Source organism: Zwartia sp., assembly GCF_049655405.1.
In the GTDB taxonomy this organism is placed as follows: domain Bacteria; phylum Pseudomonadota; class Gammaproteobacteria; order Burkholderiales; family Burkholderiaceae_B; genus Zwartia.
In genome coordinates this window covers 128,374-141,016 of the sequence record NZ_JBASJR010000013.1, presented here as the reverse complement: position 1 = coordinate 141,016, position 12,643 = coordinate 128,374, and the positions used below count along the sequence as shown (strand labels likewise).

The following is a 12,643-nucleotide window of genomic DNA, read 5'->3' as shown; positions in this document are numbered from 1 at the left end:
AGATATTGATGACTGCTGCTCATTCCCAAGCTGGTGCAATCGTCTTGCACCCTAGCGCTGAACTTGCCAAGTTTTCCTCCGAACTCAAGTTTTCTGACATTCCTGAGTCTGTACGGATGCGCTGCGAGGATTTATTCCTGGATACGATGGCCTCGATTTTGGCTGGCTCTACTGCTCGCGCAGTAAAAGCCATGGGCAAATACGCTGAACTCATGGGCCCAGCCGATGGCAAGTCCGAAGATTTCGTGAATCGCCGCATGACCTCCCCTGTTTTTGCTGCGATGGTCAACGCCGCGGCGGCTCACGTCGTCGAGCAAGATGATGTGCATAATGGTTCGGTGTTTCACCCTGCTGCAGTTGTTTTTCCTCCAGCACTGGCCGTTGCACAAGCAATCGGTGCCTCTGGTGAAGAGTTCATCACGGCTTCTGTGGCAGGTTATGAAGTCGGCATTCGTATTGGTGAATTTCTCGGTCGCTCCCATTACAAGATTTTTCACACAACGGGCACTGCTGGTACTGTCGCTGCGGCAGTCACTGTCGGTCGATTGCTCAAGCTCAACCCAGAGCAAATGCTCAATGCGATCGGTTCTGCTGGCACAACAGCCTCTGGCCTGTGGGAGTTTCTGCGTGACGCTGCGGACTCCAAACAATTACACACCGCTCATGCCGCTTCTGCTGGCATGACGGCTGCGTATTTGGCGAAAGACGGTTTTACCGGTGCACGCCGAATTCTTGAAGGTGTGCAGGGAATGGCTGCAGGCATGTCAACCGATGCGGATCCAGCCAAACTGACGGATCGTTTGGGCTCACGTTGGGCGCTTGCTGAAACCTCCTTTAAATATCATGCCTCTTGCCGTCACACACATCCTGCCGCTGACGCACTGCAGTTTGCAATGAAGCAACATGGCTTAAAAGCTAGTGATATTGCCTCTGTCGTGACCCATGTTCACCAAGGTGCGATTGATGTGCTCGGTCCTGTGACAGACCCACAGACAGTGCACCAATCAAAGTTTTCAATGGGAACTGTGTTGGCACTGATTGCCTTGCGTAACTCGGCTGACCTGGCTGGTTTTGATCAAGCCCTCAAGGATGGTGCCGTAGCCGCCTTCCGTGACAAAGTGACGATGGAGCTTGATGAAGAGGTTGACACTGCTTATCCACAACGCTGGATTGGTAAGGTCACGGTTAAAACGACCGACGGTCGCAGTCTGAGTGGTCGTGTAGACGAGCCTAAAGGCGATCCAGGCAATACACTTTCACGTCCTGAAATTGAAGAAAAGACATTGCGCCTAGGCACTTACCAAGGTGCGGCGACAGAGTCTCAAGTTAAAAAACTCACACAGACAGTTTGGGACATTCGAAAGCAAGCTAAGCTAGGACAGTTATTAGCCGCTGCTTAATATAAAAGAGCCGAGCCATCAGGCTCTGCCAAAAAATGAGGAGACAACAAGATGCGTTTAAAAAATCAAGTCGCGATCGTGACAGGTGCCGCAAGTGGCTTTGGTGCTGAAATTGCTCGAAGTTTTGTACGTGAAGGTGCTCGTGTAGTGATTGCTGACCTCAATGAAGCGGGCGCACAAAAAGTTGCGGCCGAGATTGGTCAAGCAGCAGTAGCCGTCAAGTGCGATGTCAGTCAGCGTGCAGATATTGATCGGGCAGTCAAAATGGCACGCGAACATTTCGGTGAAATTGACATCGTGGTCAATAACGCTGGCTTTACACACAAAAACCAGCCTTTTCTAGACGTTGATGAGGCGACATACGATCGTTGCTTTGATGTCAACGTAAAAGCTATCTACCACATGATTAATGCTGTCGTGCCTGCGATGCGCGCGAAGAAATCCGGTTGCATCATTAATATTGGATCGACAGCCGGCTTACGTCCAAGGCCTGGCCTGACTTGGTACAACGCGTCTAAAGGGGCTGCGAACTTGCTTTCAAAGTCATTGGCTGTTGAGCTTGCCGGGGATAACATCCGCGTCAACGTTATTTGCCCTGTGATGGGTGATACTGGCATGCTGGGCGACTTTATGGGAATTCCCGACACGCCAGAAAATCGAGCACGCTTCATTGCCACTATTCCGATGGGTCGATTGAGCGTACCAAAAGACATCGCGAATGCGGCAGTATTCTTAGCCTCCGACGAAGCCTCATTTTTAACGGGGTTAGAATTGCCGGTCGACGGAGGTCGTACGATCTAAGAGTTTGGAAAAACTCAAGATGCCCGAAAAAGCTAGCTTTCTCGGGCTTTTTTTTGTTTTTCTTTTAGAGTCAAAATTCCCTGTTCCGCGAGGCTGAGTAGAGCGTTGAGCTCGCTTCGATCAAAAGCATGGCCCTCCGCTGTGCCCTGAACCTCGACGTAACGTCCTGCACCAGTCATGACAACATTCATGTCAGCATCACAGCCCGAATCTTCGGGATAGTCAAGATCAAGTGTGGGTTGTCCGTTCACCATACCGACTGAGATTGCAGCAACTGAATCTTTGATTGGGTTTTGTGTAATGACACCTTTTGACAGTAAGCCCTCCACTGCATCGGCGACTGCAATCCATGCACCTGTAATGCTGGCGCAACGTGTGCCGCCGTCGGCTTGCAGAACGTCACAATCCACTTGAATGGTGCGTTCGCCCAGTGCCTCCATATCGATGACCGCTCGCAAACTACGACCAATTAAGCGCTGAATTTCTTGTGTTCGACCGGACTGCTTGCCTCGTGCCGCTTCACGATCAGAACGCGTATGTGTCGCACGCGGGAGCATTCCGTACTCGGCAGTCACCCATCCCTGACCTTTTCCTTTTAAAAACGGGGGCACTTTTTCAAGTACGCTTGCAGTACAAAGGACTTGTGTTTCGCCCATACAAAACAAAACAGAACCTTCCGCATAACGCGTAAAGTTTCTCTGAACCTTGACGACTCGAAGTTCATCGAGATTTCTGCCTGAAAGGCGCCCTTGGCTAATGCTAGTATTTGACACGTTGTGCTCTCACATTCATTGACGATCAGAAGGGACTATGAAGCCACTTCACCGCAAAATAAGACCTCATCATCACAGTATACGCAGCGGTCACTGCTCTGTCTTGTTCGGGATAGGTTTCTCCTTTAGTTTGCTGATATCGCAGGGGGTTTTTGCCCAGTCTGAAAACGTCGCTGTGACTCGATATGACAACGCTCTTGAAATATTTCATCCAGTTCGTGCCTCAGGAGGCATGGTTGCTTCAGAACAAGTTCTGGCCAGTCAAGTCGGTGCTGACATCTTGCAGCAAGGTGGTAATGCGATTGATGCCGCCGTGGCCGTTGGTTTTGCTCTGGCAGTTGTGCTCCCTAATGCCGGCAATCTAGGTGGCGGTGGCTTTATGTTAGTTCGTGAAGCTAAAAGTGCCTCAACATATGCATTAGATTTCCGTGAAACGGCTCCTTCTGCCGCTACTCGTGAAATGTTTCTAAATGATAGTGGTCAAGTCATTCCTGGCAAATCCACCCGCACGCCCTATTCTGTCGCGGTACCTGGAACGGTCGCTGGATTAACGTTTGCAGCAAAACAATATGGCAGCTTACCCCTTGCGCGTTTACTGGCGCCTGCAATCAAACTCGCCGAAGATGGCTTTATCGTCAGTCCTGTATTAGCTCAACAATTTAGTTTGCAGAGAAAACACCTTGAGCGTTGGCCATCTACAAAAGAGGTGTTTTTTAAACGCTTACCGGATTCAGTCGATTGCATACTATCTGAATGCCCCTCTTCAAGCTTGACGACTTACTCCGCAGGTGAAAGATTGTTGCAGCCGGATTTAGCCAGAACGTTGCGAACGATTGCGCGTTTGGGTGCAGATGGGTTTTATAAAGGTGAGATTGCCAAGCGTATCGTTGATACACTATCCTCAACCACCCGTCCGATGAGTTTGAGCGATCTTGAACAGTATCGCGTTGCTCAACGTGAACCTGTCAAAGGAATATATCGTGGCGTAGAGGTCCTCTCCATGCCTGCCCCAAGCTCCGGTGGTGTCCACCTGATTCAAATGTTGAATATGCTTGAGGGTTTCCCTCTGTCTGAGTACGGTGCAGGGAGCGCTCAAACGATTCATTTAATTGCCGAGAGTGCTCGTCTTGCGTATGCAGATCGTGCCGAGTACCTTGGTGATCCGGACTTTGTCAAAGTCCCTCAGCGCGGTCTGACCTCTAAAGTCTATGCTAATCGTCTATCAGCAAACATTCAGCAGAACCGCGCAACCTTGAGTAAACAGGTGCGAGCAGGTCCTGCAGGCGACTTTGAAAGTGAGCAAACGACACACTTTTCCGTCATGGATCGGATGGGTAATGTTGTCAGCTGTACTTACACACTGAATTTGAATTTCGGCTCAGGAATTGTTGCGCGTGGAACGGGAGTTCTACTCAATAACGAAATGGATGATTTTTCAGCTAAACCAGGCGCACCGAATGCCTTTGGTTTACTGGGTGGATCGGCTAACGCCATCGAGCCAGGTAAACGTCCCTTAAGTTCAATGTCGCCTGTCATTATGCTTAAAGACGGACAGCCTTGGATCGCAACAGGAACGCCTGGAGGTGCGAGAATCATCACGACCGTTTTGCAAATTATCCTGAATACGATTGACTTTAAAATGAATATTGCTGAAGCCCTTTCGATGCCGAGAGTGCACCATCAATGGATGCCAGACTATTTGCGAATTGAGCGAGGCATTAGTCCCGATACCATTCAATTACTGAAGGATAAAGGACATGAAGTACGCGTGATGCCAACAATGGGTCGTGTGCAAACCGTTCAGCAACAAGGCCATATGTTTTTTGGCGCATCAGATCCCCGTAACCCCGATGGCGCAGCGATCGGTATAGAGAGTATGCAATGATTAAAAGTATGACTGCTTTTGGTAGCGGCAAATCCGAAAGTTTTTTTGGTTCTGTGACGGTCGAACTCAGATCGGTCAATAGCCGATTTCTTGATGTGCAATTTCGACTGCCAGATGAGTTAAGACTCGCCGAGCAAACCATTAAAGAACGTTTATCTTCAGAACTCTCTCGCGGTAAAGTTGAAGTCAGAGCACATTTCAGCCGCACACAATCTTCAGAGCAAGCGGAGATCTCTGAAGATGTTTTGCTTCGCGCGGCAGCTCAACTCCATCGTGTCAGACAGGTTTTACCTGAAACAGCTTCTCCAACTTTGTCGGAGATCATGAACTTGAGCGGTGCACAACACGTACAAGTGGATCCGGATCTATGGCTGGCAGCTTGTCAGGCGGCTCTAGAGTTCGCACTCGTCGAGCTCTCCGCTGGACGACTGAGAGAGGGGCAACGGCTCGCCCGAGCAATGTTAGAGACAGCCACTCAAATCAACGTGATTGTCTGTGAAGTGGAGCAACAAATGCCTCTATTGCTGGCCACACAGAAAGAGCGTCTCGCGCAAAAGTTACGTGAGACGATTCAAAATGCTTTTCCTGCAGGCTTTACTCACATCTCTGGAGCTGAGCTCTCAGAACGCTTGGCGAGTGAATCGAGCTTGTTTGCTTTGCGTATTGATGTGGCAGAGGAGCTTGCGCGCTTGAAATCTCACCTCACTGAATTAGAGTTTCTACTTCAGGATGATTCTGGATCTTCAGCTAAATTAAAAAACAATACCCCGCGCGGTAGCGCTGGAAAAAGACTAGATTTTTTATTTCAAGAAATGAACCGAGAGGCCAATACACTCGGCTCCAAGGCTGGAAGCTTGGAAATGTCAAAGGCTGCGATTGATCTTAAATTGCTCATTGAACAGATGAAAGAACAGGCGATGAATATTGAATGAACGATCACTCGCCTGTTCTTTAATTGCAGGTTAGCCTCGTCCAACAAACGGCATGGTCGTTGCCATAATCGTGACAAACTGGACGTTTGTTTCCAGCGGAAAGCTCACCATTTGAGTAATGGTTTGTGCAACGTGATTCACATCCATGCGAGGCTCGACTCGTGTCGAGCCATCTGGTTGAGGTACACCTTTGGTCATGCGCTCGGTCATCGGCGTAGCTGCATTGCCGATATCAATCTGACTACAAGCGATGCGGTACGCACGCGTATCCAGTGAAATAGACTTTGTTAAGCCTGTCACAGCATGTTTAGTCGACGTATACCCAATTGAAAATGGTCGTGGCGCATGCGCCGAGATTGAACCATTATTGATAATGCGACCACCTTGTGGCGTCTGCGACTTCATGATGCGAATCGCGGCTTGTGCGCATAAAAACATTCCCGTCAGATTGATATTGACAATATCTTTCCAAATTTCGACCGGTAAATCCTCAATGGGTACTGGAGGACCACCACGTCCAGCATTGTTGAATAAAACATCTAATCTTCCCCAGCGGCGCACTACCTCAGCAAACAGAGCATTGACTGAGTTTTCATCGCTGACATCCGTGACAATAGGATGGAGATTGGCTGAAACATCTCCGCCCTCTTTTTTTGTTTCTTCGAGCGCATCGGCTCGACGTCCTGCCAGTGCAACTTGATAACCAGCGCGTGCTAAATGAATTGCCACCGCGCGGCCAATACCAGAGCCCGCACCAGTAATCACCGCAACCTTGAGTTCAGACATTTTTATTCCTTATGTTCATTGCCCTGTCTTGGGCAGTTTTAAATTTTAAATCGAAGCTTTGCCGGTCTCAACAGGCGCGCCGGGCTGGGCACACCACTCACTCCAAGAGCCACCATACAGTGCAGCCCCCTGCAGTCCGGCCAATTCCATTGCGAGTAAAAGATGGCACGCGGCAACGCCTGAACCACAACTCGCAACAAGCTGCTCTGGCGTGTGCTGCCCCATTAAAGAAGTAAATTCGGCTTTAAGAATTTCGGGTGACTTAAAGTGAGAATTTGAGTCCAGATTATTTTTAGAAAAGCGGCTGAGCGAACCTGGGATGTGACCTGCTTTTGGATCCAAGGTTTCATTCAAACCCTCAAAACGATCACTGGGTCGACCATCGATAATGAGACGGTCAGAGCGCCCAAGTCCTGCAAGCACGTCAGCATACTGAACTGTTTTGGTCAGGGATGTACTGCGTTTAAAGTTTCCAGGTGGTTTTGCAGGTGTCGTTTCACTTAAAAGTGGCAGGCCAGCTTGCGTCCAGGCTTCAATCGCTCCATCTAAAACAACAACATGTTGGTGACCGACCCAACGCGCACACCACCACAAGCGAGCGGCATATGAGGCGCCAGCCGAGTCGTAGGCCACAATCAAAGTATCCGCGTTCACACCGAGTGCTGCGAGATCATTCGCTAACTGCTCAGGTTCAGGTAAAGGATGCCGTCCATTCGTACCATTAGACTTCCCACTCAATACCTTACCTAAATTGAGATAAATAGCACCCGGTATATGACCAGACTCATAGGCACGCTTGCCAAGCTCCGGATCCACCAAATCGTAGCGACAGTCACAAATTAAAACTTTTTCAGGCTGTTGTGCGAGTTGACTCTGGAGCTCTGCAACTGTGATTAAGTGTGGTGTCTTCATGATCCTGTCTTTCCTTATGTCTGCTTTTTGGTTGTTTGGTTGAGCACTCTGCTATGCTTTTATATTAATTAACTTCTTTCCATTGTCACCTATGTCACTGGTTGCCGGAAACGTATTTATGGTTGTCGCCCCGAGTGGGGCTGGCAAGTCCAGTTTAGTCAACGCGCTGCTCGCGCGTGACCCAACCCTTTGTCTATCTGTATCTTGCACGACACGTGCGGCGCGATCGGGCGAAGTGAACGGTAAAGACTATCGTTTTGTGAGCAAAACCGATTTTGATGCAATGCGTCAAAGCGACCAGCTGCTCGAATGGGCTGAGGTGCACGGTAATTTTTACGGTACGCCTCGTGACAAAATTGACCAAGCGGTTGCGTTTGGGCAAGACATTTTGCTTGAAATCGATTGGCAAGGTGCTCAGCAAGTAAAAAGATTATTTCCAGAGGCAATAGGCGTCTTTATTTTGCCTCCCTCTATTTCGACCCTTAGAGAACGTTTAACTCAGCGTGGTCAAGATGCGGAGTTCGTGATTGAGCGTCGAATCGAGGCAGCGAGTGAGGAAATTTCACACGCCCCAGAGTTTGAATATGTTATTATTAATCAAGACTTTAGCATTGCATTGACGCAACTGAGTCAGATCATTGAAACCGCCAAATTACGTTATCCTCGTCAATTGGCCCGACATCCAGATCTGTTCAGATCACTCAAGCTGCTTCCTTGAATCAGGCTGACGGTATACTTAGCCTCTTATTGCTTTAATTCCCTTCTGACAGGACTTCCATGGCCCGTATCACTGTTGACGATTGCCTCGAGCACATCCCTAACCGCTTTAAGCTCACGCTCGCTGCGACTTATCGTGCCCGTGAGCTGGCTCAAGGCCACGCTGCACGCCTCGATAGCAAAGACAAACCTACTGTGACTGCCCTGCGCGAAATTTCCGCAGGCCTGACCGGCATTGAAATGCTTCGCAAGGTTCCAACCTAAGCAGGATAAACATGGCCTTTCCCGGACTTCGGTACGCATCATCCGGGTTATTGGCCGCCCTTCGCGTCGGCTCTCGTCTGACACGAAGGCCCACTGCCCCTCAAGAAAGACTTGGCGCAGTATCGGGCTCCGCGACCCCAGTTATCACAGAAACAGAACCAGCGATTGCTTCAATGGCTTCGCTCCAGCTTTTGCTGGATGGATATCTGGATACAAAAGATATCGCACTCGTTCGCGACGCCTATCGTTTTTCAGACCAAGCACACCTCGGGCAGTTTCGCTCTAGCGGATCTCCCTATATCAGCCATCCTATATCGGTCGCTGAAATTTGCGCTGGCTGGAAACTTGATGTGGATGCCATTCGTGCAGCGCTCTTGCATGATGTCATGGAAGACCAAGATATCGCGAAACAAGAGTTGTTCGAGAAATTTGGTCCCGAAGTCGCAGAACTGGTAGACGGACTCTCAAAACTAGACCGGCTCGAGTTTGCTAGCAAAGCACAACAGCAGGCGGAAAGCTTCCGAAAGATGTTGCTCGCAATGGCACGAGACATCCGTGTCATCCTTATCAAGCTCGCAGATCGCCTGCACAACATGCGTACGCTTGATGCAGTGAGTCCCGAAAAGCGTCGACGTGTGGCGCGCGAAACACTCGACATCTACGCGCCTATTGCGCATCGCTTGGGCCTTAACGCCCTTTACCGTGAATTGCAAGATCTTTGCTTTGGTGCGATTTATCCAAATCGATATTTGGTCTTGGAGAAAGCCGTGATGGCTGCGCGCGGTAACAGACGCGAAGTGCTCACGCGCATCGACGAACAAGTCAGAGCAGCTCTTCCGGCAGCAGGCATTGAAAGTGAAGTAAGAGGTCGCGAAAAAACGCTTTATGCCATCTATAACAAGATGGTGAAACAAAAGAAAAGCTTATCGAACGTATTAGATATCTATGGTTTTCGCGTGATCGTCAGAACCTTGCCTGAGTGCTACATGGCCATGGGTATTGTTCACCAGCTTTATCGTCCTGTACCAGGTAAATTTAAAGACTATATTGCCATCCCAAAAATAAACGGTTATCAGTCATTGCACACAACTCTGGTGGGGCCCTTTGGTACCCCAATCGAGTTTCAGTTCAGAACACACGATATGCACCAAGTCGCCGAAGAAGGCGTGGCTGCACATTGGCTTTACAAAGGCGATCAGTCTAATCTCCAAGACATTCAAAGTCGCACCAGTAAGTCTTTGCAATCTTTATTGGACATTCAAAATCAAACAGGCGACTCGACCGAGTTCCTCGAACACGTCAAGGTGGATTTATTTCCAGATGCCGTCTATGTGTTTACGCCTAAAGGTAAGATTGTTTCCCTACCGCGCGGCGCAACAGTGATTGATTTTGCCTACTCCATTCACACGGATGTGGGTAATCATGCCGTCGCTTCGAAAGTAAACGGTGAGGATGTGCCGCTACGAACGGAACTTGCGAATGGTGATTCCATTTCGATCACGACCTCTCAAACTTCGCGGCCGAGTGCCCAATGGCTCAATTACGCGCGAACGGGTCGTGCCCGCTCAGAGATTCGACACTATCTTCGCACGGTGCAATATGATGAGTCAGCGGCTTTTGGCGAGCGACTCCTGACGCAAGCACTCAGCGAAATCAAACTGAGCCTTCCTGAGAGTGACGATCCTATTTGGGAAAAGCTTGCTCGGTCAAGCGGCGCAAAGTCAAGAGAAGAAATACTTGCAGATATTGGCCTAGGTAAAAGATTGGCCGCAGTGGTTGCCAGAAGATTCGCACCTGACCACCCTCTGATCGCCACAACAGCGGCAGCAGATGATGAAATGACCTCTGCCAAGTTAACACCGATACAGATTCACGGAAACGAAGGACAGGGAGTTCAGCTTGCGCCCTGCTGTGGTCCCCTACCTGGTGACCAAATCATTGCAGGTATCCGTGTGGGTCATGGACTGGTCGTGCATACGTCTGAATGTCCTGTTGCGATTCGGGCACGCGCTAAAGAGCCTGAACGATGGGTTGAAGTTGCATGGGATGAGGAAACTGCCAAACACCTGTCTGCGCGGATCGAAATTGTTGCTAAAAATGAAAGAGGTGTGTTGAGTCGCATTGCTGCCGAGGTTGCTCAGGCTGACTCAAATATCATTCACGTGACAATGCATGATGACGCAATGGCAACCGTCGTGTTGAATCTCACAGTTCAAGTTGATAGCCGTCGTCATCTGGCGCAGGTATTCCGTTCGATACGACACGTGCCGCAAGTTAAAAAAATCATACGTACCAAAGGATAATTTCTATCATGTCAAAATCAGTGGTGATTGATCGGTCGCTCAATGCAATGGGTGAGCTTTTAATTTGGACAGATATCGCTCCTGAAAAGGAAGAAGATTTTAACCAGTGGTACGACACTGAACATATGCAAGAGCGCGCCTCGATTCCTGGTTTTCAGTGGTCGCGTCGCTATCATTCTGAGACCGCTCCCAGACCTTACTTGGCGCTCTACCGCACAGACACTTTGCATATTTTTACGAGTGCACCCTACCGCAAGGCATTTGAAAATCAAACCGAATGGTCTGTGCGTAACTTTAGCGCGATGCACAATACGAATCGACGTGTGAATGCAGTCACTGAAGTCATGGGTGCAGGAACGGGGGCTGTTGTCAGCTTGATCTGTTTGGGTTCAGACGAGAATGCTCAAGCAGCGTTGGCGTTGACAGATGCGCTGTGCCGCGAAGTGTCAGGTGTGATTGCTCTCCGCGTGTTAACACCAGATTCGACTCTGTCGACTCCTTTGCCCTCCGAGGATGCGAGCAAAAGAGTTCTGGAGCCTTACATGGTGATTGATACGACTACCTTGGCTAGCGCAGAGGCGGCGGGTGCTTGGATGGTTGCTCGCCTCAAGCTGACAAGCAATGCACAACACACCTTTAGGCTACTGTGGGATCTGCGTGCCAGCGACCTCAAGTAAGTGCCTAAATTTTTATCAGCCTTTTATTTCTTTACGCTATTTTTTTGCAGCTTGCCAATCGTTTGGTTGTAGTCAGCTACGCATGCCTCGGTGCATCTCTCAGCCCATTTGGTTAAAACCTTTTGGGTTGAAATGCGTTTGACTAACGCCAAATCAGCTTGCGTTGGCTGTACAAGTGTCATTTGCCCTCTGGGAGCAGATAAGCATTCTTTGCTACCAGTGTTGCACTCAATACCGCGTTGAGTCAGTTTGTCGGAAAAAATCCATAAGCTGTTGATGAGTTCTTTGAGGTTTAACTCAACAAAAACTTGAATGGCTTCGGGAAGTTTCTCCCAAGCCTTGAGGTTGACAGCGTGAACCTCTTGATTCCATCCAACTGGCAAGGCGTATAAATGGGTCGAGACTGCATACCATTTGGCATTGAATCCAGTGAGCGCGCCTGCAATCGCACAATGAATCGACTTCTTTTCAAGCGCCTGAAAAACTTCGCTAAAAGGAAGACTGACGCTTTTGGCACCGAGCGCTTCAACTAACTCACCCTGTGTGCGCGTGATGGTGCGAATTGTTAAGCCTTTGAAGTCAGCTACGCTACGCACGTCTGTACGACAGAAAAATATCTGGGCGCCATAGGGTGCAGTACCCAGCAGCTTAACTTGATTGGCAGAAGCAAAGTGATGGCTTAATACAGGGGTAAAGGCAGTGACCGACTCTCGCGCAGTCTTTGAGTCTGTGGCGAGCCCTGCAATATCGACAGCCTCAAGAACAGGTATCGTGGGTGCGTAATAAGATAGCGGGAGCACACCAAACTCGATCACACCTTGACTCATCAAAGGAAGCAGTTCTTGCCCTTTGAGGCCCATTTCATCAAAACCCTTGATCTGTGCAGTCACAGACGCTTGGGAGCGATCTGACAAGGTTTGAGACCAGAACGGCCGCTCCACATCAATATAAGTGAGTCGACTGCTGATACCACCCACGACATTGAGTTCTGTGATGGGAAGTGGCTCAGCAGAAACCTGAGCGGCGACCCCCAGGAACATTCCAATCACTGTGGAGGTAATGAATACGCGACACGCTGTCAAAAAAGAAAGAGAGATCATCATAGATGCTCATTTTAGCAAGGCTTTGATGGGACACAAGTTAAATAACAGGCGTATGATCGCAGCACTAGGCGGATGTTCGCTTTGCGTTAC

General features: G+C 49.4%; 12 protein-coding genes. 8 read left to right on the top strand and 4 right to left on the bottom strand.

What is annotated here, in order from left to right; all coding sequences use genetic code 11:
* Positions 1–8: 8 nt before the first annotated feature.
* Together WBJ47_RS12110 and WBJ47_RS12105 are read left to right on the top strand one after the other, a co-directional pair.
* On the top strand, positions 9–1,400 hold the full coding sequence (locus WBJ47_RS12110) for an MmgE/PrpD family protein (protein WP_422242776.1): 1,392 nt from the start codon (positions 9–11) through the stop codon (positions 1,398–1,400).
* Positions 1,401–1,451: 51 nt separating this feature from the next.
* Entirely contained in the window at positions 1,452–2,201 is a 750-nt protein-coding gene (locus WBJ47_RS12105) for a glucose 1-dehydrogenase (protein ID WP_422242775.1), read from the top strand.
* Between the two features lie 32 nt (positions 2,202–2,233).
* Here WBJ47_RS12105 and rph read toward each other — a convergent pair whose 3' ends face one another.
* On the bottom strand, positions 2,234–2,974 hold the full coding sequence (gene rph, locus WBJ47_RS12100) for a ribonuclease PH (protein ID WP_424585317.1): 741 nt from the start codon (positions 2,972–2,974) through the stop codon (positions 2,234–2,236).
* Positions 2,975–3,104: 130 nt separating this feature from the next.
* On the opposite strand from rph, the gene ggt reads away from it, so the two are divergent.
* Both ggt and WBJ47_RS12090 read left to right on the top strand, forming a co-directional pair.
* Positions 3,105–4,859, top strand: coding sequence for a gamma-glutamyltransferase (gene ggt / locus WBJ47_RS12095; protein ID WP_424585627.1), 1,755 nt, complete (start codon positions 3,105–3,107; stop codon positions 4,857–4,859).
* A complete protein-coding gene (locus WBJ47_RS12090) occupies positions 4,856–5,791 on the top strand; it encodes a YicC/YloC family endoribonuclease (RefSeq protein WP_422242772.1) in 936 nt (311 codons plus the stop codon). The genes ggt and WBJ47_RS12090 overlap by 4 nt, the downstream gene beginning before the upstream one ends.
* Before the next feature lie 30 nt (positions 5,792–5,821).
* Here the strand turns inward: WBJ47_RS12090 and WBJ47_RS12085 are convergent, their stop codons facing one another.
* Both WBJ47_RS12085 and WBJ47_RS12080 read right to left on the bottom strand, forming a co-directional pair.
* On the bottom strand, positions 5,822–6,577 hold the full coding sequence (locus WBJ47_RS12085) for an SDR family oxidoreductase (RefSeq protein WP_422242771.1): 756 nt from the start codon (positions 6,575–6,577) through the stop codon (positions 5,822–5,824).
* Positions 6,578–6,622: 45 nt separating this feature from the next.
* Positions 6,623–7,489, bottom strand: a complete 867-nt coding sequence (locus tag WBJ47_RS12080) for a sulfurtransferase (RefSeq protein WP_422242770.1) — start codon at positions 7,487–7,489, stop codon at positions 6,623–6,625.
* A 91-nt stretch (positions 7,490–7,580) separates the two neighbouring features.
* On the opposite strand from WBJ47_RS12080, the gene gmk reads away from it, so the two are divergent.
* The 4 genes from gmk to WBJ47_RS12060 all read left to right on the top strand — a co-directional run bounded on the left by gmk (position 7,581) and on the right by WBJ47_RS12060 (position 11,450).
* Positions 7,581–8,207, top strand: coding sequence for a guanylate kinase (gmk, locus tag WBJ47_RS12075; protein WP_422242769.1), 627 nt, complete (start codon positions 7,581–7,583; stop codon positions 8,205–8,207).
* A 59-nt stretch (positions 8,208–8,266) separates the two neighbouring features.
* Positions 8,267–8,470 (top strand): DNA-directed RNA polymerase subunit omega, encoded by a 204-nt coding sequence (gene rpoZ, locus WBJ47_RS12070; RefSeq protein WP_422242768.1) that lies wholly within the window; start codon positions 8,267–8,269, stop codon positions 8,468–8,470.
* Positions 8,471–8,643: 173 nt separating this feature from the next.
* Positions 8,644–10,773 (top strand): RelA/SpoT family protein, encoded by a 2,130-nt coding sequence (locus WBJ47_RS12065; protein WP_424585338.1) that lies wholly within the window; start codon positions 8,644–8,646, stop codon positions 10,771–10,773.
* Positions 10,774–10,781: 8 nt separating this feature from the next.
* Positions 10,782–11,450 carry a hypothetical protein gene (locus WBJ47_RS12060; RefSeq protein ID WP_422243788.1) on the top strand — a complete coding sequence of 223 codons (669 nt, stop codon included), beginning with the start codon at positions 10,782–10,784 and terminating at the stop codon, positions 11,448–11,450.
* A 23-nt stretch (positions 11,451–11,473) separates the two neighbouring features.
* On the opposite strand, the gene WBJ47_RS12055 is transcribed toward WBJ47_RS12060, so the two are convergent.
* Complete coding sequence (locus tag WBJ47_RS12055; protein WP_422243787.1) at positions 11,474–12,553, bottom strand: TRAP transporter substrate-binding protein; 1,080 nt, start codon at positions 12,551–12,553, stop codon at positions 11,474–11,476.
* Positions 12,554–12,643 lie beyond the last annotated feature (90 nt).